This is a genomic window from Kitasatospora sp. NPDC058170 (assembly GCF_042883905.1).
Taxonomy (GTDB): domain Bacteria; phylum Actinomycetota; class Actinomycetes; order Streptomycetales; family Streptomycetaceae; genus Kitasatospora.
In genome coordinates this window covers 1-25,903 of the sequence record NZ_JBHVUV010000014.1, presented here as the reverse complement: position 1 = coordinate 25,903, position 25,903 = coordinate 1, and the positions used below count along the sequence as shown (strand labels likewise).

General features: G+C 73.0%; 20 protein-coding genes, 1 tRNA gene, 1 other RNA gene, 1 pseudogene and 1 riboswitch. Of the genes and pseudogenes, 4 read left to right on the top strand and 19 right to left on the bottom strand.

The features are described from left to right. The first annotated feature begins 310 nt into the window (after positions 1-310). Positions 311-1,606 (top strand): hypothetical protein, encoded by a 1,296-nt coding sequence (locus ACFVVX_RS17275; RefSeq protein WP_387946258.1) that lies wholly within the window; start codon positions 311-313, stop codon positions 1,604-1,606. Positions 1,607-1,609: 3 nt separating this feature from the next. Here ACFVVX_RS17275 and ACFVVX_RS17270 read toward each other — a convergent pair whose 3' ends face one another. Together ACFVVX_RS17270 and ACFVVX_RS17265 are read right to left on the bottom strand one after the other, a co-directional pair. Continuing rightward, entirely contained in the window at positions 1,610-3,049 is a 1,440-nt protein-coding gene (locus ACFVVX_RS17270) for an MFS transporter (protein ID WP_387946256.1), read from the bottom strand. A gap of 109 nt (positions 3,050-3,158) precedes the next feature. After that, positions 3,159-3,473 (bottom strand): DMT family transporter, encoded by a 315-nt coding sequence (locus ACFVVX_RS17265; protein ID WP_387946254.1) that lies wholly within the window; start codon positions 3,471-3,473, stop codon positions 3,159-3,161. Positions 3,474-3,516: 43 nt separating this feature from the next. Next, a riboswitch (guanidine-III (ykkC-III) riboswitch) is annotated at positions 3,517-3,582 on the bottom strand. A gap of 247 nt (positions 3,583-3,829) precedes the next feature. Here ACFVVX_RS17265 and ACFVVX_RS17260 point away from each other — a divergent pair. Next, positions 3,830-3,904 (top strand) — tRNA-Cys (locus ACFVVX_RS17260). Positions 3,905-4,031: 127 nt separating this feature from the next. On the opposite strand, the gene ACFVVX_RS17255 is transcribed toward ACFVVX_RS17260, so the two are convergent. The 6 genes from ACFVVX_RS17255 to ACFVVX_RS17230 all read right to left on the bottom strand — a co-directional run bounded on the left by ACFVVX_RS17255 (position 4,032) and on the right by ACFVVX_RS17230 (position 11,391). Then, positions 4,032-6,362, bottom strand: a complete 2,331-nt coding sequence (locus ACFVVX_RS17255; RefSeq protein WP_387946252.1) for a xanthine dehydrogenase family protein molybdopterin-binding subunit — start codon at positions 6,360-6,362, stop codon at positions 4,032-4,034. After that, positions 6,359-7,573, bottom strand: a complete 1,215-nt coding sequence (locus tag ACFVVX_RS17250) for a 2Fe-2S iron-sulfur cluster-binding protein (protein WP_387946250.1) — start codon at positions 7,571-7,573, stop codon at positions 6,359-6,361. The genes ACFVVX_RS17255 and ACFVVX_RS17250 overlap by 4 nt, the downstream gene beginning before the upstream one ends. After that, positions 7,570-8,436, bottom strand: coding sequence for an FAD binding domain-containing protein (locus ACFVVX_RS17245; RefSeq protein WP_387946558.1), 867 nt, complete (start codon positions 8,434-8,436; stop codon positions 7,570-7,572). Before ACFVVX_RS17245 ends, ACFVVX_RS17250 begins: the two co-directional genes overlap by 4 nt. 323 nt (positions 8,437-8,759) lie before the next feature. Then, positions 8,760-10,370, bottom strand: coding sequence for a beta-N-acetylhexosaminidase (locus ACFVVX_RS17240; protein ID WP_387946248.1), 1,611 nt, complete (start codon positions 10,368-10,370; stop codon positions 8,760-8,762). Positions 10,371-10,455: 85 nt separating this feature from the next. Continuing rightward, entirely contained in the window at positions 10,456-10,734 is a 279-nt protein-coding gene (locus ACFVVX_RS17235; protein WP_350581611.1) for a DUF3039 domain-containing protein, read from the bottom strand. A 63-nt stretch (positions 10,735-10,797) separates the two neighbouring features. Beyond that, positions 10,798-11,391, bottom strand: a complete 594-nt coding sequence (locus ACFVVX_RS17230) for a YqgE/AlgH family protein (protein ID WP_387946245.1) — start codon at positions 11,389-11,391, stop codon at positions 10,798-10,800. Positions 11,392-11,695: 304 nt separating this feature from the next. Between ACFVVX_RS17230 and murA the strand changes: the two genes are divergently transcribed. Beyond that, positions 11,696-13,036, top strand: a complete 1,341-nt coding sequence (gene murA / locus ACFVVX_RS17225) for a UDP-N-acetylglucosamine 1-carboxyvinyltransferase (RefSeq protein WP_387946243.1) — start codon at positions 11,696-11,698, stop codon at positions 13,034-13,036. Positions 13,037-13,131: 95 nt separating this feature from the next. Here murA and ACFVVX_RS17220 read toward each other — a convergent pair whose 3' ends face one another. The 8 genes from ACFVVX_RS17220 to ftsE form a co-directional block, all read right to left on the bottom strand. Next, positions 13,132-13,413, bottom strand: a complete 282-nt coding sequence (locus ACFVVX_RS17220) for an HU family DNA-binding protein (protein ID WP_030059737.1) — start codon at positions 13,411-13,413, stop codon at positions 13,132-13,134. A 504-nt stretch (positions 13,414-13,917) separates the two neighbouring features. Next, on the bottom strand, positions 13,918-15,390 hold the full coding sequence (locus ACFVVX_RS17215) for an NAD-dependent malic enzyme (protein WP_387946241.1): 1,473 nt from the start codon (positions 15,388-15,390) through the stop codon (positions 13,918-13,920). 396 nt (positions 15,391-15,786) lie between these two features. Then, positions 15,787-18,108 carry a HelD family protein gene (locus ACFVVX_RS17210; RefSeq protein ID WP_387946239.1) on the bottom strand — a complete coding sequence of 774 codons (2,322 nt, stop codon included), beginning with the start codon at positions 18,106-18,108 and terminating at the stop codon, positions 15,787-15,789. A 251-nt stretch (positions 18,109-18,359) separates the two neighbouring features. Beyond that, positions 18,360-18,741, bottom strand: a transfer-messenger RNA (tmRNA) gene (gene ssrA, locus ACFVVX_RS17205). 95 nt (positions 18,742-18,836) lie between these two features. Further along, on the bottom strand, positions 18,837-19,313 hold the full coding sequence (gene smpB, locus ACFVVX_RS17200) for an SsrA-binding protein SmpB (RefSeq protein ID WP_387946237.1): 477 nt from the start codon (positions 19,311-19,313) through the stop codon (positions 18,837-18,839). 45 nt (positions 19,314-19,358) lie between these two features. Beyond that, a complete protein-coding gene (locus tag ACFVVX_RS17195; protein ID WP_387946235.1) occupies positions 19,359-20,516 on the bottom strand; it encodes a S41 family peptidase in 1,158 nt (385 codons plus the stop codon). A 121-nt stretch (positions 20,517-20,637) separates the two neighbouring features. Further along, a complete protein-coding gene (gene ftsX / locus ACFVVX_RS17190) occupies positions 20,638-21,549 on the bottom strand; it encodes a permease-like cell division protein FtsX (RefSeq protein ID WP_387946233.1) in 912 nt (303 codons plus the stop codon). 74 nt (positions 21,550-21,623) lie between these two features. Next, positions 21,624-22,313, bottom strand: coding sequence for a cell division ATP-binding protein FtsE (ftsE, locus tag ACFVVX_RS17185; RefSeq protein ID WP_184919059.1), 690 nt, complete (start codon positions 22,311-22,313; stop codon positions 21,624-21,626). Positions 22,314-22,662: 349 nt separating this feature from the next. On the opposite strand from ftsE, the gene ACFVVX_RS17180 reads away from it, so the two are divergent. Then, positions 22,663-22,857, top strand: coding sequence for a hypothetical protein (locus ACFVVX_RS17180; protein ID WP_387946231.1), 195 nt, complete (start codon positions 22,663-22,665; stop codon positions 22,855-22,857). A 64-nt stretch (positions 22,858-22,921) separates the two neighbouring features. Here the strand turns inward: ACFVVX_RS17180 and prfB are convergent, their stop codons facing one another. From prfB to ACFVVX_RS17165, 3 genes and pseudogenes are all read right to left on the bottom strand, one after another. Then, positions 22,922-24,034 (bottom strand): peptide chain release factor 2, encoded by a 1,113-nt coding sequence (gene prfB / locus ACFVVX_RS17175; RefSeq protein ID WP_387946229.1) that lies wholly within the window; start codon positions 24,032-24,034, stop codon positions 22,922-22,924. 68 nt (positions 24,035-24,102) lie between these two features. Next, entirely contained in the window at positions 24,103-25,365 is a 1,263-nt protein-coding gene (locus ACFVVX_RS17170; protein ID WP_387946227.1) for a serine/threonine-protein kinase, read from the bottom strand. Positions 25,366-25,591: 226 nt separating this feature from the next. Continuing rightward, a pseudogene (locus ACFVVX_RS17165) lies at positions 25,592-25,903 on the bottom strand (serine/threonine protein kinase); the annotation flags it as partial.

Below are 25,903 nucleotides of genomic sequence, written 5' to 3'. Positions count from 1 at the left end.
CAGACCCCCCGATCGGCAGGGCTGTGGGCCCGAGTCCTGCTCCGGGTGGGTGAACGGTCACCGAGAGAGAGCGCCGACCGCCGTGGCGGCCACCTCCGGATCGCCCGACAGGACGACCGAGAGATATCGACTCTCTCGGACGTCAGTCCGGTTGCACCAATCGGGCGATCAGTTGCGACCGAACGTGGTGGATCACGGACCGTACGCGTCCACATGCCATGCTGACCCCGCTCAAGGTCTATCACCGCACTTGTCCGACCGGACTGCCGCGCGCCGTCCGGCCGCCGCACGACCGATGAACGGAGTGACCATGGACGCTCTCTCCCGTCGCACCCTGCTGGCCGCCGGTGCCGCCACCGCCGCCACCCTCGCGGCCGGCTGCGGCGGAAACGACGGCTCGGCCGCCGGACAGGCCGCCCCCGTCCCGGTCCCGGCCGACCCCGCGGCGGACCAGGCAGGCCCCCCGAGCCCGGCCCCGAAGCCGCCCGCCACCCTGATCGGCGACGGCTCCACCTCGGACACCGGACCGCAGCCCAACCAGCCCGAGCCCGAGCCGCTGAAGCTCGGCGAGCGCCCGCCGCAGTTCGTGGTGTTCTCCTGGGACGGCGCCGGAGAGCTGGACAACGGCCTGTTCGGCCGGTTCCGCCGGCTCGCGCGGGAGCACAACGCCTCGATGACCTTCTTCCTCAGCGGCCTCTACCTGCTGCCCGAGTCCAAGAAGGACCTCTACCGCCCGCCGCAGCACAAGGTCGGCGCCTCCGACATCGGCTACCTGAGCGACCAGCACATCCGCGACACCCTGGAGAACCTGCACGCCGCCTGGCTGGAGGGCCACGAGATCGGCACCCACTTCAACGGGCACTTCTGCGGCGCCGAGGGCGTCGGCCGGTGGTCCCCGGAGGAGTGGGACAGCGAGATCCAGCAGGCGATGGACTTCGTCATGAACTGGCGGAGCAACACCGGCTACACCGACCTGCCGGCCCTGCCCTTCGACTACCGCAAGGAGCTGATCGGCAGCCGCACCCCCTGCCTGGAGGGCCAGCGCGCCCTGCTGCCGACCGCCGCCAAGCGCGGCTGGCGCTACGACAGCAGCGGCAACGGGACCCAGGTGTGGCCGCAGAAGATCCAGGGCGGCGCGCTGTGGGACCTGCCGCTGCAGTCCATCCCCTTCCCCGGGCACACCTTCCAGGTGCTGTCGATGGACTACAACATCATGTTCAACCAGTCCGGCAGCAACACCAAGGCCGACCCGGCGCTGCACCCCGCCTACCAGACCCAGGCCCGGGACTCCTACCTGATGGGCTTCGAGCGGGCGTACACCACCAACCGGGCGCCGTACATCATCGGCAACCACTTCGAGCAGTGGAACGGCGGCATCTACATGAACGCCGTCGAGGACGTGCTCAAGGCCGTCGCGGGGAAGCCCGAGGTGCGGCTGGTCTCCTTCCGCCAGCTGGTGAACTGGCTGGACGCGCAGGACCCGGCGGTGCTGCGCAAGCTGCAGACCCTGCCCGCCGGGCAGGCGCCGACCGGGGGCTGGGAGACCTTCCTCGGCTCCCCCGCCCCGGCCGGCGCCGCGGCCTCCCCCGTCGCCGGCGGCAAGTGACCGTCAGGCCCTGCGCACCCGCCCGGAGACCAGCGCGCCCAGCAGCGCCACCCCGGTCATGGTCAGGAAGATCGCCGCGAAGGCGCCCGTCGAGGCGCCGCCGCCCTCCGCGCCCTCGTGGGCGGCGGCCAGCGAGCCGCCGCCCAGCGCCGAGAACAGCACCCCGGACAGGCCTATCAGCAGCACGTTGCCGAGCGCGTCGCTCATCTGCAGCGAGGCCGAGTTGGCCCCGGCGTCCTCGGGCGAGGACAGCTTCAGCATCAGCACGCTGACACTCGCCACGGCCATCCCCATCCCGATCCCGCCGACGCCCCAGGCCACCGCGGCCGCCCAGGTCGGCACCGCCGGGACGAGCACCAGCGCCGCGCCCGCGATCGCCACCGCGGTCAGCACGAAGCCGACGCGGATCATCGCCTCTCGGTAGCGCTCCGCGCCCGGCCGGCCCTGCAGCCAGGAGCCCAGCGCCCAGGACAGGCCGCCGCTGGTCAGGGTCAGCCCGGCCAGCGTCGGGGAGAGGCCGCGCTGGGTCACCATCATCAGCGGGATGAACGCCTCGGCCGCGAAGAACGCCCCCGCCGCCACCCCGCGCAGCAGGATCACCGTCGGCAGCCCGCGCGCGGCGCGCAGGGTCCCGGTCGGCAGCAGCCCCAGCACCGCGGGCAGCAGCAGGGCCGCCCCCGCGGCCGCCGGGAGCAGCCCGACCAGGTCCCGGCGCTCGCCGGCGTACTGCAGCAGGCCGGCGCCGAGCGCGGCCATCGCGGCCAGCACGGTGCGCCGGCGGTCGAGCTCGCCGCCCTTGGGAGCCGGCTGGCTCCGTTCGGAGCGGCGCAGCGCCGGGCCCATCACCGCCAGCGGCAGCAGGATCAGCGCCGGGACGGCGAGGAACACCCAGCGCCAGCCCAGGTGCTGGGTGACGGCCCCGGAGACCACCGGGCCGATGATCGAGGGCAGCACCCAGGCCGAGGAGAAGGCCGCGAACACGGCCGGCCGCAGCCGCTCCGGGTAGGCCCGGCCGACCACCACGTAGAGCGCGACGATCACCAGCCCGCCGCCCAGGCCCTGGATCGCCCGGCCGGCCACGAAGACCCACATCCCGGGCGCGGATCCGGCCACCACCAGGCCCGCGCCGAACACCACGATGCCGGTGAACAGCGGTTGCAGCGGGCCCCGCCGGTCGCACCACTGGCCGGAGACGACCAGGGCGAACAGCGTGGTGGTGAAGTAGCCGGAGAAGGCGAAGGCGTAGAGCCCGAGACCGTGCAGCTGCCGGGCCGCCTGCGGCATCGCGGTGTTGACGGCGGTGGCCTCGAAGGCGAGCAGCAGGACCACGGAGACGATCCCCAGGGTCAGCGCCCGGTAGCGGCCGCTGAGGACCCCGCCGCCGGGGTCGGCCGGGAGGACTGTCGGGGCAGGGTCGACCGAGGTGGGGGAGGCTGTGGTCATACGTAACATCGTAAGACCCGTCGACCCGCATGACCCCTGACTCGGGTCGGTGACCGGATCCGTCGCACGACCTAGGTCCGTCCGGTCCCGGAGGCGGGGCGCCGCCGGCTCAGTGCAGGACCTTGAGGCCCACCACGCCGGAGACGATCAGCAGCAGGCAGCCGATCCGGGCCATGGTGACCGCGTCGCCGAGGACGGCCATGCCGTAGAGCGCCGTCCCGACCGCGCCGATGCCGACCCAGACCGCGTAGCCGGTGCCGATCGGGATGGTGCGCATCGCGTACGCCAGGCCGCCCATGCTCAGCAGCAGGGCCACGCCGAAGACGAGGCTGGCGACGGGTCGGGAGAAGCCCTTGGAGGACTCCAGGGCGACGGCCCAGACGGTCTCCAGGACACCCGAGATGATCAGAACGAGCCAGGCCATGACGATGGACCTCCGCAGTCAGCAGCGGCCGGATTGCCGCTGTACTGCGCCGTCTTGTCTCACCGGGTACGACGCGCTCGTCCGGGGCGGCCGCAACTCCGGCCACCTGTCTTCGAAGGTAGCACACCCCGCCATGCAGAATTTACAAAGGGATATTGACGGGCCGCCGCCCATTCCGCCACTATGAATTCACCAACGGCGAACGACGACAGGAGTCGGACATGGACAGGAAGACGGCGGCCCGCGCGGCGCACCGCACCTGTGCCACCGCTCCCCGGTGTTGTCGCGCCTGTCGCTGCTGCCGCCGCGCCTGAGCGCGCCCCGCAGTACAGCCCCGCAGTACAGCCCCACCCCACGGCCGTGTGCCCGAGTGGTTTAGGGAACCGCCTGCAAAGCGGTTTACACGGGTTCGATTCCCGTCATGGCCTCCACGCGACGAATTGCCGGTCGGCATCTTTTCTGCCGACCGGCAATTCGTCGTTCCCGTTTCCCGGGAATTCACCCGGAATGGAAAAAGGGGAGCGGAGGGGGGCCGGCCCCCCTCCGCTCCCCCGCGGCTCACGCCGTGACGGCGTCCTCGGCACGGATCGGCAGCCGGCCGACCGGCAGCCCGGTGGCGGCCCGGACGGCGGCGGCGACGGCCGACGGGGCGACCACGGCGGGCGCGGCGCTGACCGCCTTGGCGCCGAAGGTGGCGACCACGTCCCGCTCCTCCAGCAGCGCCGCGATCCGCACCTCGGGGGTGTCCAGCGCGGTCGGCAGCCGGTAGCCGGTCAGCGAGGGGTTGACCAGCAGGCCGCCCTCGGTGCGCAGGTCCTCCAGCAGCGCCAGGCCCACGCCCTGCGCCACGCCCGCCTCGATCCGGTCCTCGATCTGGCGCGGGTTCAGCGCCCGGCCGACGTCCTGGGCGACGGTCACCTCGACCACCCGGACGGCGCCGAGCTCGATGTCCACGTCCACCACCGCCCGCATCGCGCAGAACGCGATGGAGACGAAGGCGTCGCCCTGCCCGGCCTCGTCCAGCGGCTCCGTCGGGTGCGGACGGCACTGCGCGGTGGCCCAGAGCTCCTTGCCCTCCAGCGCCTCGGCGACCGGCATGCCGAGCACCCCGTCGTAGGAGGTGATCTTGCCGTCGGCGATCTGCAGCAGCTCCACCGACATCCCGAAGTTGGCGGCGATCGGCTGCAGCAGCTGGTGGCGGACCATCAGCGCGGCCCGCTCGACGGCGCCGCCGGAGACCCAGGTGTGCCGGCCCCGGGCCGAGGGCCCGGCGATCGACTGGTCGCTGTCGGCCGGCGCGATGTAGACCTCGCTGACGCCCAGCACGGACTGCACGATCTGCCGGGCCAGCGTGGCGAAGCCCTGCCCGGAGTCGACGGCCGCGCAGATCACCGTGGCGTGGTCGCCGCTGACCCGCACCGTCGCGGTGGAGACCTCGTCCTCGCCCTCGGCGCCCAGCATGTGCACCATGCCCACCGCGTAGCCGATGCCGCGCCGCACCGCCGCCGGGTCCCCGGCGCCGCCGGGCCCGCCCGGCAGCAGCCACTCGGCGTCCGGGTCGTCCACCGGCAGCGCGGGCAGCGGCTCCTCGGCCAGCGCGTCCAGCAGTGCGGCCACCGGCGCGGGGCAGGTGACGGCCTGTCCGGTGGGCATCGGGTCCCCGGTCGCCAGCGCGTTGCGGCGGCGGATTTCCAGCGGGTCCACGCCCACCCGGGCGGCCAGCTGGTCCAGCTGCGACTCGTAGGCGAAGCAGGCCTGCAGGGCGCCCTCGCCGCGCATCCGGCCGGCCGGCGGGTTGTTGGTGCGCACCGCCCAGGCGTCGACGAAGACGTTCGGGCAGACGTACGGGCCGACCGAGAAGGCGGTCGCGGCGGCCAGTGCCTCGGCGGAGACGTCCGCGTAGGCCCCGCCGTCCAGCAGGATCTGCGCCTCGACCTTGACCAGCCGGCCCTCGGCGTCCGCGTGGTGGCGGTAGCGCAGCAGGGCCGGGTGGCGGGAGGTGTGTGTCTGGAAGGACTCCTCGCGGGTGAGGGTCATCTTCACCGGGCGGCCGGTGCGCAGCGCCAGCAGGGCCAGGGTGACCTGGAAGGAGAGGTCCTCGCGGTCCGAGGTGGCGCCGGGCACGCCGGTGACCACCAGCCGGACCCGGTCGGGCTCCAGGCCGAGGCAGGCGGCGGTGCGGTCGCGGTCGCCGTGCGGGTCGGTGGAGGACAGGTGCAGCTCCACGCCGCCGTCCGGGCGCGGCACGGCGAGGCCGGCCTCGGCGCCGAGCGGCGCCGGGTCCTGCCGGCCGACCTGGTACAGGCCCTCGACGATGACCTCGCCGGCCGCGTCCGGGTCGCCGGTGCGCAGCGGCAGGTGCCGGAACAGGTTGCCGTCGGGGTGCAGCGCGGGGGCGGTGAAGGCCTGCTCGGGGTCGGTGACGGCCTCCAGCGGCTCGTACTCGACGGTGATCAGGCCGACCGCGAGGCGGGCGGTGTCCGGGTGGTCGGCGGCCACGGCGGCGACCGGCTCGCCGTGGTGGCGGACCACGCCGGCGGCCAGCACCGGCCGGTCGGCGACGATCGGCCCGGCCGGCGCGCCGTCGGGGCTCCCGTCCGGGCCGGCCGGCAGGTCGGCGGCGGTGACCACGGCGTGCACGCCGGGCAGGGCGAGCGCGGCCGAGGTGTCGATGCCCTTGATCCGGGCGTGCGGGTGGGGCGAGCGCAGTACCGCGCCCCAGAGCAGCCCCTCGGCCCAGAGGTCCGCGGCGTACGGGTAGATGCCGAGGGCCTTGGGGAGCGCGTCGCTGCGCAGCGGGGAGCTGCCGAGCCCGAACGGCTCCGGCGCGCCGCCTTCGCCGCCGTCCTGCTGCTGGCCGGCGGCCGTGATGTCGGTCGGCGAGGTCATGATGCGTGGTCGTCCTCGGGGAGCCGGATGCCGTGGGCGGGGGTGGCGCCGTACGGGACGCCGGCGGGGGCGGTGCCCTCGGCCGGGACGCCGTGCGGGGGCGCGGGGACGTACGGCGCGCCGTGGCCGGGCGTCCCGTCGAAGGCGGCGGCGTCGAAGGCGATGCCGTGCGCGGGGGTGGTCTCGTAGACCGGGCCGTCGTAGGACGCGGCGCCGTCGTAGCCGGGCTGCTGCTGGTAGCCGCCGTCCTGGTGGCCGGGGACGTAGGTGCCGTGCGCCGGGGTGCCCTGGTACGCCGTCCCGGGGTAGCCCGGCTGCGGGTAGTAGCCGGACTCGGCGGGCTGCCCGGGGATGCCGTGGACGGGGGCTCCCTGGACCGGCAGGTCCTGGACGGGCCGCAGGACGGTGGTGTCGTACACGCCGGTGTCGTAGCCGCCGTGCCCGTCCGGCGTGCCGTACTGCATGCCGACGCCGACGCCCGTGCCGGCGGTGGTCGGGGTCTCCTCGGCGGGCGGCTGGGGGACGTGCTCGATCCAGGCGTCGGCGTCGGTGTAGACCGGCAGGTCGCCGACGGAGCGCCCGGCGGCGGGCCCGGCCTCGGCGGCGGGCTCCGCGGCGGGCGCGGCGGCGGCCTCGGCGGGGGCCTCCTCGGCCTCCTCGGTCTGCGCGGCGCGCGCGTCGGCGACGCTCTGCACGGCGGCCAGCACGCCCCGGTAGCCGGTGCAGCGGCAGAGGTTGCCGCAGAGCGCCTGGCGGGCCTCGACCTCGGTGGGCCGGTGGTTGCGCTGGAGCAGGTCGTGCACGGCCATCGCCATGCCGGGCGTGCAGTAGCCGCACTGCACCGCGCCGGACTCGGCCAGCGCCTGCTGGACGTCGCTGGCGGCGCCGGCGGCCGACAGGCCCTCGACGGTGTTGATCTCGCTGTCGGCGGCGAGTGCGGCGGGCACCAGGCAGCCGGCCACCAGCTGGCCGTCCACCTGCACCGAGCAGGCGCCGCACTCGCCCTGCTCGCAGCCGTCCTTGGCGCCGGCCAGCCCGAGCCGCTCGCGCAGCACGTAGAGCAGGCTCTCGCCGATCCAGGCGTCGGTGACGGGCCGTTCGAAACCGTTGACCCGCAGCGTGTACGAGGCGCAGGGGCGCAGCTCGCGGCTGACCTGCGGGGCGTGGTCGAGCGGGCCCGGGTCGAGGGTTTCGATGGGGTCTGTGGTCACTTCAGCGCCCTTCCCAGTGCCCGGCGGGCCAGCACCGATACGGTACGCCGCAGCCGAACGGCCGCCGCGCTCGGCCCCTCGGTCACGGCCTCCCAGGCGCCCTCGGCGCCGTAGCTGTCGGGTACGCAGGCGGCGGCCACGTACTCGCCGAAGGCGGCCGTCGCGGCGGGGTCGATCTCCCGGGAGCCGTCCCAGTCGATGCAGCCGGCCACCCAGGCCTCGGCCTCCAGCGGGCGCAGCGGCACGGGGGCGACGGCGCCGACGGCGCAGCGCACGGCCCGCCGGGCGGGGTCGAGGACGAGGGCGACGGAGGCGGTGGCGCGGGCCGGGCCGCTGCGGCCGGTGGCCTTGAGGAAGACCTGCGGGGCGTGCAGCAGCGGGACGCGCACCCAGGTGAGCAGTTCACCGGGGCGCACCGGGTCGAGGCCGGTGAGCAGGTGGCTGACCGGTACCTCGCGGGTGGCGCCGGCCCGGGCGAGGGTGACGCTGGCCTCCAGCGCGGCGAGCACCGGCAGGGTGTCGCCGGCCGGGGCGGCGGTGGCGATGTTGCCGCCGAGGGTGCCGACGTTGCGCACCTGCGGCGGGCCCGCGGTGCGCGCCGCGTCGGCCAGGGCCGGGATCAGGGCGGCGAAGTCGGGGCGGTCCATCCGGGCGTGGGTGAGTCCGGCGCCGAGCACGGCGGTGCCGCCGTCCTCGTAGCGCCAGCCGCGCAGCTCGGTGATCCGGCCGAGGCCGATCAGGGCGGCGGGGCGCAGCCGTCCGGCGTTGACGGCCTCCATCAGGTCGGTGGCGCCGGCCACCGGTACCGCGGCCGGGGTGGCGGCCAGCGCGTCGACGGCCTCGTCGAGGGAGGCCGGCAGCATGATCGTCCGGTTCACCTGGGTCCCACCGTGCTCCACTTGCTCATCGATCGCCTGCCGCCCGCGGCCTTCGGCCGAGATGTCCGCGTCGGCAGCCCGGCCTGGCCCGTAGGGTACGGGCGATCGGGCCGGGTTGGGCAACTCTGGCACACAATGCTCGATGATCATTTCGGGGCGGGCGAACGGGACTGCCCGATTGGGACGGATACCGGGCGGTATCTGCTCCGGTTCGATGCGAACCGGAGCGGATGTTCATCTGTTCTTGACGTCCGATGACCGCTCAGAAGTTCCCGGGCGCCGCCACGCGGTGCGGCGCCCGGGGGTGCTCACTTCACCGGCGGCGCGCCCTCGATCGGCCGGCCGACCACTCCGGGCCGGCGCTGCCAGGGGTGCGGCCCGCCGGCCGGGCGGTACTCGACGCCGAGCGCGTCCAGCCGGGCCAGGTGGGCGGCCATCCGGCGGTCGAACCCCTCGAAGTCGCGCGCGGCCGGCTCGGTCGGCAGCGCGGACCAGGCGACCTCGGCGAAGGCGGCCAACCGGGGGAAGGCCCGGTAGTCGATGTCCCGGGCGGAGTCCATGAACTCGCTCCAGAGGTTGGCCTGGGTGCCGATCACCCGCCGGGCCGCCTCCTCGTCCAGCTGCCGGGGGACGGGCTCGAACCGGTAGACGTCCTCCAGGGTCCGCAGGAAGCCCACCGGGATGGGCTCCTCGTCCGCCGGGCCCTGCCGGTGGTCCAGGTAGACGTGCTGCTCGGGGCACATCACCACGTCGTGCCCGGCCTGCGCGGCGGCGATCCCGCCGGCGAAGCCGCGCCAGGAGGAGACGGCCGCGCCGGGCGCCAGGCCGCCCTCCAGGATCTCGTCCCAGCCGATCAGCCGGCGTCCGCGGGCGGCCAGCCAGCCGTCGAAGTGCCGGATCACCCAGCTCTGCAGCTCGTCCTCGTTGCCCAGCCCGAGCTCGGTGATCCGCTGCTGCGCGGCCGCGCTCTCCTTCCACTGCTCCTTGGGGCACTCGTCGCCGCCGAGGTGGACGAACTCGGACGGGAAGATCTCCAGGACCTCCTCCAGCACGCCCTCGAAGAACCGCAGGGTGCCCTCGGAGGCGTTCAGCACGTGGGGGCTGACCCCCCAGTCCGTCCAGACGCCCAGCGCCGAGGTGTCCACGACGTCGGCGTTGCCCAGCTCGGGGTAGGCGGCGATGGCGGCCTGGGTGTGGCCGGGCAGGTCGATCTCGGGGACGACGGTGATCTGCCGATCGGCGGCGTACGCGACGATCTCGCGCAGGTCGTCCTGGGTGTAGAAGCCGCCGTGCGGGCGGTCGTCGCGGCGGTTGCCCAGCCGGTAGCCGACCATCGAGCGCTCGCGCCAGGCGCCCCGCTCGGTGAGCTTCGGGTAGCGCTTGATCTCCACCCGCCAGCCCTGGTCGTCGGTCAGGTGCAGGTGCAGCACGTTCAGCTTGTGCGCGGCCAGCAGGTCGAGGAAGCGCAGCACGTCCGCCTTGGGCAGGAAGTGCCGGGAGACGTCCAGCAGCACGCCGCGCCAGCCGAAGCGGGGGGCGTCCTCGATGTCGGTGCCGGGCAGCACCCAGCCGGTGCGGCGCAGCGGCGCGCGGCGGAAGGCGTCCGGGCCGAGGAGCTGGCGCAGGGTCTGCGCGCCCCACAGGGCGCCGGCCGGGCCTGCGGCGGTGACCACGGCGCGGCCGGGGCGCACCGAGATCCGGTACGCCTCACCGGCCAGCGACTCGTCGTGGACCAGTTCGATGCCCTCGCCGGACCGCCCGGGGCCCAGGGGCAGCCCGGTCGCGGCGGTCAGCGAGGTGCGCAGCCACCGCTCGGCGTCCGCCAGGGCGGGCGCCGCGGTGAGGGTGGTCGCGTGGTCGAGGGGGAAGTCCTCGTCCGGGAGGCGGACGGAACTCAAGGGGGCGGGAATGAGATCCATCCCGCCATCCTGCCCACGACCTGCCCGATTGGCATAGACCACCTGGGGAAATGGTCGCTATGCAAAACAGTCCGGACCGGGCGGACTACTTGTTGTTGTCGTCCCCGCCCTGCGGCTTGCCGATGCCGTCGTAGATCTCCTTGCACATCGGGCAGACCGGGTACTTCTTCGGGTCGCGCCCGGGCACCCACACCTTGCCGCAGAGCGCCACCACGGGGGATCCGGAGAGGGCGCTCTCCATGATCTTGTCCTTCTGGACGTAGTGCGCGAAGCGCTCGTGGTCGCCGTCCCCGTGGGACACCTGCGGGACGGGCTCGACCAGGGTGCCGGTGCCGAGGCCGCGCTCGGGCTCAAGAGTGCTCATGGGTGCCAAGTCTATGGGCGCCCCGGGAAAGCGGGCCAGTGCCGGGGCCCGGGGCCGTCCGGGTCAGTTCAGGGTGGGGTCGTCCGGGTAGGTCGCCAGCAGGGCGAGCGGGCCGCGCTGGCGGCGCAGCACCGCGCGCCAGAGCCGGTCCGGCTCGGGGCTGGAGATGTCACCCGGCTCGCAGTCCACCAGGTACCACGCGCCGCTGCCGATCTCGGTCTCCAGCTGCCCCGGGGACCAGCCCGCGTACCCGGCGAAGATCCGCAGCGCCCCCAGCTCCCCGGCCAGCACCTCGGGCGGCGCTTCCAGGTCCACCAGGCCGATCGCGCCGTGCACCCGCCGCCAGCCGAGCGGCTCGCCGGTGCCCGGGTCCCCCGGCGCCACCGCCAGGCCGAGCGCCGAGTCGAGCGCCACCGGGCCGCCCTGGAACACCACGGCGGGCTGCCCGACCAGGCCGCCCCAGCCGTCCAGCACGCTGCCCACCTCCACCGGCGTCGGCCGGTTGAGGACGACGCCGAGCGCCCCCTCGGCGTCGTGGTCGAGGAGGAGCACCACCGCCCGCGCGAAGTTCGGGTCGGTGAGCACGGGTGTCGCGACGAGCAAGCGGCCGGTGTGGGACCGGCCTCCGTGCGAGTGGGCCCCTGTCATGCCAGACATGATCCCGCAGAACGCCCGGCGGCGGACAGCGCAACACCAGGGCCGTCCGGTCCGAACCGCGCCGCGCCGGACGAACACCCGTACGGACGCCCCGGCGGGCGGAAGTCCACCCCAAGAGAGCACCATCACGGGAGAGGCTCACGGGAACCACTCGCACGCCTACTACCATCTACTGATGGTGGACGCCCTTATACGGTGCCGACTCGGTCACACCGGGGGCCCGAACGCGCCCGTACGACCGGTCCACCGCCGGCTCTCTACCGGAGCCCCACCCACTCCTCTGGCACCCCGGATTGCGAGAACGATGACCGACGACGTCCTGCTGGTCCACGGCGGAAACCCGCTCGAAGGCGAGATCCGCGTCCGCGGTGCGAAGAACCTGGTCCCCAAGGCCATGGTCGCCGCCCTGCTCGGCCAGGGCCCCAGCAGACTGCGCAACGTCCCGGACATCCGCGACGTCAAGGTGGTACGCGGTCTGCTCCAGCTGCACGGCGTGACCGTGCGCACCGGCGACGAGGAGGGCGAGCTGATCCTCGACCCCTCGCACGTGGAGAGCGCCAACGTCGCGGACATCGACGCGCACGCCGGCTCCTCGCGCATCCCGATCCTGTTCTGCGGCCCGCTGCTGCACCGCCTCGGCCACGCCTTCATCCCCGGCCTCGGCGGCTGCGACATCGGCGGCCGCCCGGTCGACTTCCACTTCGAGGTGCTCCGCCAGTTCGGCGCCACCATCGAGAAGCACCCGCAGGGCACCTACCTGGTCGCCCCGCAGCGCCTGCGCGGCACCCGGATCGAGCTGCCCTACCCCTCGGTCGGCGCGACCGAGCAGGTGCTGCTCACGGCCGTCCTCTGCGAGGGCGTCACCGAGCTGCGCAACGCCGCCGTCGAGCCCGAGATCGTCGACCTGATCTGCATCCTGCAGAAGATGGGCGCGATCATCACCATGGGCACCGACCGCACCATCCTGATCACCGGCGTGGACGAGCTGACCGGCTACAACCACCGCGCGCTGCCGGACCGCCTGGAGTCCGCCTCCTGGGCCTGCGCGGCGCTGGCCACCAAGGGCGACATCTACGTCCGCGGCGCCCGCCAGCTGGAGATGATGACCTTCCTCAACACCTTCCGGAAGGTCGGGGGCGCCTTCGAGGTGGACGACGAGGGCATCCGCTTCTGGCACCCGGGCGGCGAGCTCAAGGCGATCGCCCTGGAGACCGACGTGCACCCGGGCTTCCAGACCGACTGGCAGCAGCCGCTGGTGGTCGCGCTGACCCAGGCCACCGGCCTGTCCATCGTCCACGAGACGGTGTACGAGTCGCGGCTCGGCTTCACCGGGGCGCTGAACCAGATGGGCGCCCACATCCAGCTCTACCGCGAGTGCCTGGGCGGCACCCCCTGCCGCTTCGGCGCCCGCAACTTCCTGCACTCCGCGGTCGTCTCGGGCCCGTCCAAGCTGATCGGCGCCGAGCTGGTCATCCCGGACCTGCGCGGCGGCTTCTCGTACCTGATCGCGGCGCTGGCGGCCGAGGGCACCTCGACCGTGCACGGCATCGACCTGATCAACCGCGGCTACGAGAACTTCATGGAGAAGCTGCGCGACCTCGGCGCCCACGTCGAGCTGCCCAGCGAGCGGCTCGTCCACGCCTGACCGGCGCTCCCTGTGAGGGGGGCCGGTCCACCGGGTACGACGGAGGCCGGGCCCCCCTCACGGGGAGCCCGGCCTCCGGGCGTTCAAGGGGTGCTTCAGGCGCCCTTGGCGGCTTCCTTCAGCTTGGAGCCGGCGCTCACCTTGGCGCTGTAGCCGGCCGCGATCTGGATCGGCTCGCCGGTCTGCGGGTTGCGGGCGGTGCGGGCAGCGCGGTGGGTGCGCTCGAAGGTCAGGAAACCGGGGATGGTGACCTTCTCGTCGCCCTTGGCGACGACCTCGCCGACGATCTCGGCGAAGGCGGCCAGAACGGCGTCGGCGTCCTTGCGGGTCACCTCGGCGCGCTCGGACAGCGCGGCCACCAGCTCACTGCGGTTCATGTGTACTCCTGTGGTCTGTTCGCTTGCGGTGTGCGGGGGCCCATCGGTGCTCCCTCCGGGGGGCACCCGGATAGGCCGCAGGTCCGCACACTGTGCTCATTCAGGCAATGCGTGGTCGCGGGCCGGGTTCGTACCCCGTGCCGCCGTGCCTTCGAAGGCCCGCCTGCCTGCCTGGATACGAATCCTGCCCCGTCCGGCCCCGAGAAAGCCAATCGGGCCCCGGCGGCGCCACCCGAACAACGCCCGCCCGCCGGAGGTGTGACGCTCCGTCGGCTCCGGCGGACCGGGCGCGGGCGGCGGTCGGGACGACTCGCCGGAGGATGAGGGGGACGTTCCGTACTTGTCGGACACGCCTGCCCCGTGCAGGGCTACCGTACGCCCTAGGCACGACAAGCCCAAACACGCCCCTCGCCCTTGTGTCGCAAGGGTTCGGGGCGGGCTTGGGTGGGTAAGGGCGACATTCGGTCATTTGACCGATCCGCGACACGTCCCGGACGGCCCGGGTCAGAGCTTGACGACGGGGAACGAGGCGGTGTCGAGGGTGCCGACGATGCCCGGGGTCGGGCGGGCCGGGGCCGGCTCGTCCGAGGCGCCGGCCAGGGCCGCGTCGCGCACGGCGGCGGCCACCGTCTTGGCGACGTCCTTGTGGAAGACGCTCGGGATGATGTAGTTCGCGTTCAGCTCGTCGTCCGCGACGGTGGTGGCCAGCGCCCGGGCGGCGGCGATCATCATCTCGGTGTTGACCGTGCGGCTCTGGGCGTCCAGCAGGCCGCGGAAGACGCCCGGGAACACCAGCACGTTGTTGATCTGGTTCGGGAAGTCGCTGCGGCCGGTGGCCACCACGGCGGCGGTCTGGCGGGCGATCGCCGGGTCGACCTCCGGGTCCGGGTTGGCCAGCGCGAAGACGATCGCGTCCTGCGCCATGGTGGCCAGGTCGTCGCCGTCCAGGACGTTCGGGGCCGAGACGCCGATGAAGACGTCGGCGTCCGCCACGGCCTCCTTGAGGGTGCCGGTGCGGCCCGAGCGGTTGGTGTGCTCGGCGATCCAGCGCAGCGAGTCGTTGAGGTCCTCCCGGCCGCTGTGGACCACACCGCGCACGTCCGCCACGGTGGCGTGCTCGACGCCCGCCGCCAGCAGCAGCTTGAGGATCGCGGTCCCGGCGGCGCCGGCGCCCGACATCACCACCCGGATGTCGCCGATCTCCTTGCCGACCACCTTGAGCGCGTTGGTGAGCGCGGCCAGCACCACGATCGCGGTGCCGTGCTGGTCGTCGTGGAAGACCGGGATGTCCAGGGCCTCGCGCAGCCGGGCCTCGATCTCGAAGCAGCGCGGCGCGGAGATGTCCTCCAGGTTGATGCCCGCGAAGCCGGGGGCGATCGCCTTGACGATGGCGACGATCTCGTCGGTGTCCTGGGTGTCCAGGCAGATCGGCCAGGCGTCGATGCCGGCGAAGCGCTTGAACAGGGCCGCCTTGCCCTCCATCACCGGCAGCGCGGCCGCCGGGCCGATGTTGCCCAGGCCGAGCACCGCGGAGCCGTCGGTGACCACCGCGACGCTGTTGCGCTTGATGGTCAGGCGGCGGGCGTCCTCGGGGTTCTCCGCGATCGCCAGGCAGACCCGGGCGACACCCGGGGTGTAGATCATGCTCAGGTCGTCACGGTTGCGGATCGGCAGCTTGGACGACATCTCGATCTTGCCGCCGAGGTGCATCAGGAAGGTGCGGTCGGAGACCTTGCCGATCGCCACGCCGTCGATCGCCCGCAGCTTCTCGACGATCTCCTCGCCGTGCGCGACCGAGGAGGCCGCGACGGTCACGTCGATCCGCAGCGCCTCCAGGCCGGAGGCGGTGACGTCGAGACCGGTGACCGATCCCCCCGAGGACTCCACGGCCGTGGTGATCGCACTGACGGCGTTCCCCCGGGCCGGGACCTCCAGCCGCACCGTGATCGAGTTGGAGACACTGGGCACCGTCGCCATCGACGTCCTTCTTCCGTCCACTGAGGGTCTCTGCGGGCCGGGCAGGGATTCAACAGTTTGTTGAATGCAGCGCCCAGCGCATGCTAGACCTCGATCGTCGCACCTACCAGGGGGAAGCCAGAAATAATGTTCATTGAGTGTGCGGATCCGACAAGAGCGCGCGACCCTGCTTGCCCCCACGGGCCGATGCGTTACATTGGACGGGACACCGGCTCGATCCAAGCCCCCGGGCCCAACCTTAGTCGCTTCGAGCGACCACTTGCCGCGAGGCGAGCATGGCGGGTCGGTGTCACCAATCGTCACAGCGAGGGCCCCCACCAGGCGGTGGGGGCCCTCGTCGTTGACCGGGCGTCAGCCGGGCCGCGGGGCGGCCGCGCACGGCGGCCGCCCCACCCGTCAGCCGTGCAGCAGCGCGGGCACCCCCGCCGCGTCCGGCAGGTCGTCCGGGCCCGAGAGCACGGTCAGCCGCTGGGTCGCCCGGGTCAGCGCCACGTACAGCACCCGCAGGCCGGCCTCGGACTCGCCGGCGATCCCGGTCGGGTCGGCCACCACCGTCGCGTCGTACTCCAGGCCCTTGGCCTCCAGGCTGCCGAGCGCCACCGCCCGTTGGCCCAGACCCGCGATCCAGCCGGCCGCCTCGGCCCGGCGCTCCATCGGCACGACGACCGCCACGGTGCCGTCCACCTCCCCCAGCAGCCGCTCGAGCTCGGACCGGGCCGCCGCCGCGAACGCCTCCGGCGCCGGGTCGGTGACGGCCGCGAAGCGCGGCTCCACCCCGACGTGGCGCACGGCGCTCGGCGAGGGCGTCCCGGGCGCGGCCAGTGCCAGCACCTTGGCGGCCACCTCGGCGATCTCGGCCGGGTTGCGGTAGTTCACGGTCAGCGTGTGGCGGCGGCGCGGCTTGCCGGACAGCACCTCGTCCATCGCCGCCCGGGCCTCCTCGGGGAACGGCCAGGAGGACTGCGCCGGGTCCCCGACGATCGTCCAGGTGGCCATCCGGGCCCGGCGGCCGATCATCCGCCACTGCATCGGGGTGAGGTCCTGCGCCTCGTCCACGATGATGTGCGCGTACTCGGTGCGCTCGACCGGCAGGCGCTCGCGCTGTCTGGAGCTGCGGTCGGCGAAGGTGGTGACCTCCTCCAGACCGGTCAGCAGGTCCACCGCGTCCACCTCGCGGACCTTCGGGCGGGCCGCCTCGCCGAGCAGCACCTGGAGCTCGTCGACCAGCGCCACGTCGTGCGCGGACAGCGCGCCCTCGCCGCGCTCCGACAGGTGCCGCCAGGAGGCCGCCAGGACCCGCGCCTCCTCCGGGGTGACGGCGCGTCGGGCCACCCGGTTGGTGTGCCGGGTGTGCTTGAGCATGCCGAGCACCCGGCGCGGGGTCAGCGCGGGCCACCAGGCGTCCAGGAAGTCCAGGAACGCCGCCTCGTCCGAGACGTAGTCGTCGAAGGACTCCTTCTCCTCCTGGCGCTGCTCGCGGCCGTAGTGGTCGGTCGGCCTGGGCAGGTGCCGGACGACCTCCTGCCAGAGGGCGTCCAGCAGCAGCCTGCGGGCCCGCGGGCGCAGCAGGTTCAGCGGGGTGCCGCCGGAGCCGATGACATTGCCGCGCACGGCCTTCAGGCGCCCGGCGTCCAGCCGCAGCACCTCGCCGCGGGCAACCACCTTGAGCTCCTGCGGGGCGCCCGTCTCCAGCGCGCCCCTGGCGGCCCGGCGCAGCAGCTGCGTCATCCGGGCCGAGCCCTTGATCCGGGCCGCCTCCGGGGTGTCGTAGGTGCCCGCCTCGATGCCGTCCACCAGCGAGCCGACCGCACGGATGGCGACCTGGCCCTCCTCGCCGAGCGAGGGCAGCACGCCCTCGGTGTAGGAGACCAGCAGCGGGGTCGGGGAGACCACCAGGATGCCCCCGGCGTAGCGGCGGCGGTCCTGGTAGAGCAGGAAGGCCGCGCGGTGCAGGGCGACGGCGGTCTTGCCGGTGCCCGGGCCGCCGGTGACCAGGGTGGCCCCGGCCGCGGCGGCGCGGATGACCTCGTCCTGCTCCTTCTGGATGGACGACACGATGTCGCGCATCGAGTGGCTGCGGGCCCGGCCGAGCGAGGCCATCAGGGCGCCGTCGCCGACCACCGCCAGCTCGCGGCCGTCCAGGGTCGGGGCGAGGTCGGGACGCAGCAGGTCGTCCTCGACGCCGACCACCTTGCGGCCCTTGGAGCGGATCACCCGGCGGCGGATGACCCGGCCGGGCTCCAGCGGGGTGGACCGGTAGAACGGCGCGGCGGCCGGCGCCCGCCAGTCGATCACCAGCGGGCCGTACTCGGCGTCCAGGACGCCCAGGCGGCCGATGTGGAGGGTCTCGGCGACGGCCGGGTCGGCCGGGTCGAGCGGGGTGTTCGAGGGGATTCCGTGCTCCTCCGGGGCATCGGCCTGCTGGAGGTCGATCCGGCCGAAGAGGAAGTCCTCGAACTCGTTGTTGAGCCGCTGGAGGTGCGCGCCGGCCCGGTAGACCTGGGCGTCGCGCTCGGCGAGCGCGCCGGGGGTGCCGACCTGGACCCGCTTGACGGCGTCCTCCAGGATGTACTCGGCCTCGGCGAGCTTCTCCTCCAGGCGGTGGTAGACGGTGTCGAGGTGGTGCTGCTCCTCGGCGACCTCGCGCGCGCGGATGGTGTCCCCGTCCGCGGCGGAGTCGGCGGCGGCGGTGATGGCGGTGTCCGTGTTGCTCTGCATGGCCTCGGTGGTAGCGGCGGTGTACTGGGTTGAGCCGTGCGCGCCCAAGAAGCCCCCTGACGTACATCTTGCGGTGGGTGGGTCCGGCTCGGGGAAATGAGCGGACGGAAAATCCTACGCCCCCGACCCCGGTCCGCGCCGCACCGCCCGCCCCCTGGGCGGTGGTGGCGGTCCGGCCGGCCCGCCGGGAGGGACGACGAAGGCCGCCCCCCGCTGAGCGGTGGGCGGCCTTCGACTGTCGAAACATGGGGTTGTGGAGATGCCGGGAATCGAACCCGGGTCCAGTGGAGTGGATTCAGGACTTCTCCGAGCGCAGTCCGCTGTGAGTTTCTCGGCCCTGGCAGTCACGCGGACAAGCCGCCAACAGGCCCAGCTGCTGTTTGATTTCCCCTCCGCCCCCGCAGCCCGGGCGGACGGTTGAGTTCCCTAGATTATGCCAGGGTCCGGGTCGGGAACTCCCCGGTCTGACACCCAAGCGCTATCGGTGCTTATTAGGCAGCGAGAGCGAACTGCTGGGAATCGCGCTTAGAATTGGCGATTATTTTTTTGCGACAGATGGTTAACGAGATCATTGCCGCGTTCCTCGGCTCGCTTCTCCTGTTTCGACTTCCCCTGTCGAAACCGATCATCCCCATGTTTTGTTGAGAAACAGCTCGGTGGGCGGCGAACCGACCCGACCGTGTTGCTTGCGCCATAGTACGCGAGGCGACGGGTGAGGGTCCAGCGGATTAACCCTGGCGCCGCCGCGCCGCCGCCACGGCGCGTGCCGTCTCGCGGGTGTCCTGCTTCTCGCGCAGCGTCTGCCGCTTGTCGTACAACTTCTTGCCGACGGCGAGTGCGAGTTCGAGCTTCACCCGGCCGTCCTTGAAGTACAGCGAGAGCGGGATGAGGGTGTGCCCGGCGTCGCGGACCTTGGCCTCGATCTTGTGGATCTCCATCCGGTGCAGCAGCAGCTTGCGCTTGCGCCGCGCGGCGTGGTTGGTCCACGTCCCCTGGGTGTACTCCGGGATGAAGACGTTGTCGATCCACGCCTCGTGGTTCTGGATGTAGGCGTAGCCGTCGACCAGGTTGGCCCGACCCTCGCGCAGTGACTTGACCTCGGTGCCGGTGAGCACGAGGCCGCACTCGTAGGTGTCGAGGATGGTGTACTCGTGTCGCGCCTTCTTGTTCTGCGCGATCAGCTTCTGTCCGGTTTCCTTTGCCATAGCGCCGATCATTCTCGCATCCCGGCCCGGTGCCGGTCAGCCCCTTTACGCGCGGGTCCCCAGACCGGCGAGCACCCGCAGGGCGAGCGCGTCGGCGTCCTCGTCCCCGGCCGCCGGTACGTCGGGGGCCAGGCCGGTGCCTTCCGGGGACCGCCCGGCGGGGGTGAAGTAGCGGCCGACCGTGAGTTCCAGCACCGCGCCGTCGGCGAGTCGGCTGGGCTGCTGCACGGTGCCCTTGCCGAAGGTGCGGCCGCCCACCACCACGGCCCGGCTGCGGTCCTGGAGGGCGCCGGTGAGCAGTTCGGCGGCGCTCATCGTGCCGCCGTCCACCAGCACCACCAGCGGGACGTGCTGGTCGCCGCCGGGCGGGGCGGTCAGCTCGCGGGTCCCGCCGCGCTCCTGGTAGGAGCCGACCGGGCCGCCGTCCAGGAAGACCGCGGCGGTGTCGGCGGCCTCCTCGACGAGCCCGCCGGAGTTCCCGCGCAGGTCGAGCACCACGCCGGCGCGGGCGCCGCGCACGGCGGCGCGCACCTGTTCGGCCACACCGCTGGTGAAGGCCCGCACGGTGATCCGGACGACCCCCTTGTCCAGGTGCTCCACCGCGACCTGCTGGCTGTCCAGCAGGGTCCGGTGCAGCCGGACCTCGCGGACCTCGCCGTCGCCGCGCTGCACGTCGAGGGTCACCTCGGAGCCGACCCGGCGCTCGCCCTCCCGCCCGCGCAGCCGGGCGACCACCTCGGTGACCGGCAGGTGGTCGGCCTGGTCGGCGCCGATCCGCAGCAGCCGGTCGCCGGGGGCGATGCCGGCCTCGGCGGCCGGGCCCGCGGGCTGCACCCGGGAGACGGCGGTGACGCCGTCCTCGCCGCGGCCCACCGAGAGGCCCACCCCGAGGTAGCGGCCGTCCAGGCCCTGGCTGAACTCGGCGTACTCCTGGGCGCTGTAGTAGGCCCCCCAGCGGTCGCCGTTGGCACCGAGCAGGTGCTCGGCCTGCTGCTGGGAGAGCGCGGCGCCGGCCGGGTCCTGCCCGGCCGCGACGGGAGCGGCGGTGGCGGCGGCCGCCGCCGGGGCCGCGTCGGCGGAGGAGTGGCGCGCCGGGGTGCCCGGGTCGCCCCACGCGCCGGTGGCGGCACCGGCCAGCAGCACGGCGCCGAACACCAGGCCGAGGGTGACCGCCTGACGTGCCCTGCGCGGAGTCTCTGGCATGGAAACGGAGTCTAGACACAGCACGGAGCACGCCGGGCCGGAACGGGCGACGCCGGAGCGGCGGCGGCCCCGGACGGCGCAGTGCCGTCCGGGGCCGCCGGGGCCGTGAGAAGGGGTGGTGCTAGACCTTCAGGTACTTGCGCAGCGTGAAGAACGCCGCGATACCGGCCATGCCCATACCGACCACCACCAGCAGCGGTATCACCGCCAGCACCGAGCCGAGCCCGATGAAGTGGATGAACTGCACCCGATCGGCCAGCCAGCTGTGGACGAAGAAGTGCCCGCCGAGCAGCAGTCCGGACGCCATCACCGCACCGAGCAGCGCGGCGAAGGCGGCCTCGGCGATGAACGGCATCTGGACGTAGAAGTTCGAAGCACCGACCAGGCGCATGATGCCGGTCTCACGCCGTCGGCTGAACGCCGACACCCGGACGGTGTTGACGATCAGCAGCAGGGCGACGAACAGCATCAGCACCATGATCACGAATGCCGCGGTCTGCAGGCCGTTCAGCAGGCCGAAGAGGTTCTCCAGGATCTTGCGCTGGTCCTCCACCGACTTGACGCCCGGCTTGCCCGCGAAGGCGCTCTGGATGACGTCGTACTTGGTCGGGTCCTTGAGCTTCACCCGCCAGGACTGCGGGATGGCCTCCGGGCCGAGGACGGAGATGAGCGGGTTGTCCGGGTTCATCTCCTTCCAGTGCTTGTACGCCTCGGCGGAGTTCTCGAAGGTCGCCGACTGGACCACCGAGTCCATCTTGTCCAGCTGGGACTTGATCTCCTCGATCTGCGGGTCGGTGGCCGCACCGGCCTGGCACTGCGGCGAGTTGCGGGCATCCGACTTGGTGCAGAAGTAGATGCTCACCTCGACCTTGTCGTACCAGTACCCCTTCATCGAGTTGACCTGGTCACGGACCAGGAGCGAGGCACCGGCGAGGGCGAGGGAGAGCGCGACGCTGACGACGACCGCGATGGTCATCGTCAGGTTGCGGCGGAGACCCACACCGATCTCCGACAGGACGAACTGGGCGCGCATGCGTGTAACAACTCCAGGGTCGGGACCGGTCCGGCAACAGTGGGCCGGCGGCCTACGGCATCAGTGCTGGTGGATCAGTGCTGGTATCCGTAGACGCCGCGGGCCTGGTCTCGGACCAGCAGCCCCTTGTCGAGCTCGATGACGCGCTTGCGCATCTGGTCGACGATGGCCTGGTCGTGCGTGGCCATCAGCACCGTGGTCCCGGTGCGGTTGATCCGGTCGAGCAGCTTCATGATGCCGACCGAGTTCTGCGGGTCGAGGTTGCCGGTGGGCTCGTCCGCGATCAGCAGCATCGGGCGGTTCACGAAGGCGCGGGCGATCGCCACGCGCTGCTGCTCACCACCGGAGAGCTCGCCGGGCATGCGGTCCTCCTTGCCCCCGAGACCGACCAGGTCCAGCACCTCGGGCACCACCTTGTTGATGGCGCTCTTGGGCTTGCCGATCACCTCCAGCGCGAAGGCGACGTTCTGCGCGACCGTCTTGTTCGGCAGCAGGCGGAAGTCCTGGAAGACCGTGCCCAGCTGGCGGCGCATGTGCGGCACCTTCCAGTTGGACAGCTTGCCCAGGTCCTTGCCCAGCACGTGCACCTCGCCGACGCTGGGGCGCTCCTCGCGCAGGCACAGGCGGAGGAAGGTGGACTTGCCCGAGCCGGACGAGCCGACCAGGAAGACGAACTCACCCTTCTCGATCTCCAGCGAGACGTTGTCCAGGGCGGGACGGTTCTGCTTGGGATAGGTCTTGGAGACGTTGTCGAATCTGATCACGGCTGCATCACGGAGGCCATCCTAGGCGGCGCCAGTCCTCGGTCGATCCACCCCGGGCGCCCGGCCCGGGAGCGGGCGGAGGGAGCGGAAAGGGCCGCTCCCGGCTTGGGACCATACGCGAGTCCGCGCCCGGCCCGCAGGGTCGGCCCGTGACAACGGTCGAAAGCTGGGGGACAATGTCCGGTTATGCCCTGAATATTGCGAGGCATCTCACAGCCCGGGGGCCGGAACGGTCAGAACCTGGCAGAGTGGAGGGGGCGGTCGGGGTCGGCCGCTCCCCCGCACAGGGCAAGAAGAGGAACCAAAGCCCCGTCCGGTGCGTTGGCTGTAGCAGCGAGGAGGAGATCGCATGACCTGCGACCATCTGGTGTGCGCCAACTGCAACGGCCGCGTGAGCGAGGGCCGCTGCCCGGTGTGCCGCGCCAACCGGGCCCGGCTGCAGGAGCAGCAGGGTCCGTTCGCCGCGCTCTCCCCCGCGATGCTGCTGGCCCTGCTGGCCGGACTCTTCGCGGTGGCGCTGATCGCCCGGCAGGCGCTGGCCTGATTCCGTTCCGACGTACGAGGAGGGCCCCGACGGTGATCCGTCGGGGCCCTCCTCGCGTCGGTGCCTACTGCGCGGCGGTCTCGCGCTGCTTGCGCCAGCGGATACCGGCCTCGATGAAGCCGTCGATGTCGCCGTCCAGCACGCCCTGCGGGTTGCCGACCTCGTACTCGGTGCGGACGTCCTTCACCATCTGGTACGGGTGCAGCACGTAGGAGCGCATCTGGTTGCCCCAGGAGCTGCCGCTGTCCTTGAGGGCGTCCATCGCCGCCCGCTCCTCCTGGCGGCGCCGCTCCAGCAGCTTGGCCTGGAGGACGTTCATCGCGGAGGCCTTGTTCTGGATCTGCGAGCGCTCGTTCTGGCAGGAGACCACGACACCGGTCGGGAGGTGCGTGATGCGCACCGCCGAGTCGGTGGTGTTGACGCCCTGGCCGCCGGGGCCGGAGGCGCGGTACACGTCGATGCGCAGCTCGGACTCGTCGATGTCGACGTGGTCGGACTGCTCGACGACCGGGAGCACCTCGACACCGGCGAAGGAGGTCTGCCGGCGGCCCTGGTTGTCGAACGGCGAGATGCGGACCAGGCGGTGGGTGCCCTGCTCGACCGAGAGGGTGCCGTAGGCGTAGGGCGCCTTGACGCTGAAGGTCGCGGACTTGATGCCGGCCTCCTCCGCGTACGAGGTGTCGTACACCTCGGTCGGGTACCCGTGCCGCTCGGCCCAGCGCAGGTACATGCGCATCAGCTGCTCGGCGAAGTCCGCGGCGTCGACGCCGCCGGCCTCGGCGCGGATGTTGATCAGCGCCTCGCGGGCGTCGTACTCGCCGGACAGGAGGGTGCGGACCTCCAGCTCCTCGACCGCCTTCTTGACCGACCCCAGCTCGCCCTCGGCCTCGACGCGGGTGTCCGCGTCGTCCTCGGCCTCGGCGAGCTCGAACAGGACGCCGACGTCGCCGATACGGCTGCGCAGGGTCTCGACGCGGCGCAGTTCGCCCTGGAGGAAGGAGAGCCGGCTGGTCACCTTCTGCGCGTTCGCGAGGTCGTCCCACAGGTCGGGGGCGGCTGCCTCCTCCTCCAGACGCGCGATGTCGGCCCGGATCTTGTCCAGGTCGAGGACGGCCTCGATCGACCCCATGGTCGTTTCGAGGTTCTTGAGCTCTTCGGAAGGATCGACGGCTGCCACGCACCCAGGGTAATGCCCCCGGGGGGGCACCTGGCGACACCGAGTGCTCACGCCCCCGGCCGGGGCCGCTACGGCGCGCGCGGGGCGGTGCTGTGGACGGTCGGGCGGGGCGCCCGGTCGCCGTGGTCGGTGACGGCCGCGAAGGCCGTCCAGGCGGCGGCCGCGCCGGCCAGCAGCAGGACGGTGGCCAGCAGGACGGCCAGCACCCGGCGGCGGCGCAGCAGGGCCTGGCGGTTGCGGCGGTGGCCGCTCTGGCCGGTGCCGGTGCGCTGGGCCCGGGACTCGGCCGCGTAGGAGGCGAGCTCCTGGGCGGAGGGGCGGCGCAGGCTGGTGTGGGTGTCCCGGGTGGAGTCGGGCGCGGTGCCGGGCACCAGCGGGACGGCCGGACCGCGGCGGCGCTTGTGGACGCCGGGCCCGGCGTCCACCTCGGCGTAGACGGCCTCGCCGGGGGTCAGCAGCTCCTCGGCCGGGGCGCGGCCCTGGGCGGGGACGGCCAGCACGGGCAGCCCGGCCAGCGCGGGCAGCTGCTCGCGCAACCGCTCGGCCAGCTCGGCGGCGCGCAGCCGGGAGGCGGGGGCCTTGGCCAGGCACTCGGCGATGATCCGCCACAGGCCGTCCGGCAGGCCCGGCACCGGCGGGACCTGCTCGGTGACGTGGCGGCGCAGCACGGCGCCGGTGTGTCCGCCGCCGAACGGGGTGGCACCGGCCAGCACCTCGTAGAGCACGGTGGCCAGCGCGTAGATGTCGACGGCGGCGCGCGGCTCCAGGCCCTCGATGATCTCGGGGGCGAGGTAGTCGGGGGTGCCGATGATCCGGGTGGCGCGGGTACGGCGCGGGGCGTCGACCAGGCGGGCCACGCCGAAGTCGGTGAGCTTGGCGCGCGGCGCGCCGCCGGGGCCGGGGGCGGCGGCCAGGTCGAGCAGGACGTTCTCGGGCTTGACGTCGCGGTGCACGATCCCGGCGGCGTGCGCGGCGGCCAGGCCGTCGGCGACGTCGGCGATCAGCGAGACGGCGGCCTGCGGGGCGAGCGCGCCGTCGCGCTCCAGCCGGGAGCGCAGGTCGGTGCCCTGGACCAGCTCCATCACCAGGGCGAGGTCGCTGCCGTCCACGACCATGTCGCGGACGCCGACCACCCGGGGGTGGTCGAGGCTGGTCAGCGCGGCGCGTTCCTGGACGAAGCGGCCGACCAGTACCTGGTCGGAGGCCAGGTCCTCGCGCAGCAGCTTGACCGCGACCGGGCCGTCCGGGCCCTCGCCGAGCCAGACCGTCCCGGCCGAACCCCGGCCGATGACCTGGTGGACGGTGTACCGGCTGCCGATCTTGCGTGCCAATGCTGCTCCGTGGGCGGCGGGAGCGCACTGGGGGTCCGGTGCGCTCGGTGGGGCGGGACAACAGCGACCAACCTACGCGCCCGGACACCCTTCGCGGGCCGCCTGAGGGCGCTCGGCGGGCTCTGGCGGGCGAGAAATATTATGGATTGTCGACAAAGCGTCAATGTTGCCGCCGGCGCCGCGTGGTGGCCCCGGAGGCGGCCGGTGCGGCGCACCGGCCGCCGGCTCAGTTCTTCGAGCTGCCGACGATGCTGCTCACCCAGTCGCTCACGCTGGCGAACCAGTCCTGGACGTTGTCCCAGTACTGCGGCAGCGGCGTGAAGTTCCACAGCGCCACGGCGGCCACCGCCAGCACCAGCAGCACCATCAGGCAGCCCTTGAGGCAGCCGAGGCCCGGGATGTACATCCGGTTGCGGCTGCGCCGGCGCGGCTCGCGGGCGGGCGCGGGCTCGCGCCGGGCCGGCTCGCGCGGCGGCTCCTCACGGCGCTGCGGGGGCTCGCGGTGCTGCGGTGCGGGCGGCTCGGCCCGGCGCTGGGC

What these genes read in the sequence shown, in the direction of transcription:
- ACFVVX_RS17275 (WP_387946258.1), top strand. Translation starts at nt 311, where the DNA reads ATGGACGCTCTCTCCCGTCGCACCCTGCTGGCCGCCGGTGCCGCCACC.
- ACFVVX_RS17270 (WP_387946256.1), bottom strand. Translation starts at nt 3,049, where the DNA reads ATGACCACAGCCTCCCCCACCTCGGTCGACCCTGCCCCGACAGTCCTC.
- ACFVVX_RS17265 (WP_387946254.1), bottom strand. Translation starts at nt 3,473, where the DNA reads ATGGCCTGGCTCGTTCTGATCATCTCGGGTGTCCTGGAGACCGTCTGG.
- ACFVVX_RS17255 (WP_387946252.1), bottom strand. Translation starts at nt 6,362, where the DNA reads ATGACCTCGCCGACCGACATCACGGCCGCCGGCCAGCAGCAGGACGGC.
- ACFVVX_RS17245 (WP_387946558.1), bottom strand. Translation starts at nt 8,436, where the DNA reads ATGCTGCCGGCCTCCCTCGACGAGGCCGTCGACGCGCTGGCCGCCACC.
- ACFVVX_RS17240 (WP_387946248.1), bottom strand. Translation starts at nt 10,370, where the DNA reads ATGGATCTCATTCCCGCCCCCTTGAGTTCCGTCCGCCTCCCGGACGAG.
- ACFVVX_RS17235 (WP_350581611.1), bottom strand. Translation starts at nt 10,734, where the DNA reads ATGAGCACTCTTGAGCCCGAGCGCGGCCTCGGCACCGGCACCCTGGTC.
- ACFVVX_RS17230 (WP_387946245.1), bottom strand. Translation starts at nt 11,391, where the DNA reads ATGTCTGGCATGACAGGGGCCCACTCGCACGGAGGCCGGTCCCACACC.
- murA (WP_387946243.1), top strand. Translation starts at nt 11,696, where the DNA reads ATGACCGACGACGTCCTGCTGGTCCACGGCGGAAACCCGCTCGAAGGC.
- ACFVVX_RS17220 (WP_030059737.1), bottom strand. Translation starts at nt 13,413, where the DNA reads ATGAACCGCAGTGAGCTGGTGGCCGCGCTGTCCGAGCGCGCCGAGGTG.
- ACFVVX_RS17215 (WP_387946241.1), bottom strand. Translation starts at nt 15,390, where the DNA reads ATGGCGACGGTGCCCAGTGTCTCCAACTCGATCACGGTGCGGCTGGAG.
- ACFVVX_RS17210 (WP_387946239.1), bottom strand. Translation starts at nt 18,108, where the DNA reads ATGCAGAGCAACACGGACACCGCCATCACCGCCGCCGCCGACTCCGCC.
- smpB (WP_387946237.1), bottom strand. Translation starts at nt 19,313, where the DNA reads ATGGCAAAGGAAACCGGACAGAAGCTGATCGCGCAGAACAAGAAGGCG.
- ACFVVX_RS17195 (WP_387946235.1), bottom strand. Translation starts at nt 20,516, where the DNA reads ATGCCAGAGACTCCGCGCAGGGCACGTCAGGCGGTCACCCTCGGCCTG.
- ftsX (WP_387946233.1), bottom strand. Translation starts at nt 21,549, where the DNA reads ATGCGCGCCCAGTTCGTCCTGTCGGAGATCGGTGTGGGTCTCCGCCGC.
- ACFVVX_RS17180 (WP_387946231.1), top strand. Translation starts at nt 22,663, where the DNA reads ATGACCTGCGACCATCTGGTGTGCGCCAACTGCAACGGCCGCGTGAGC.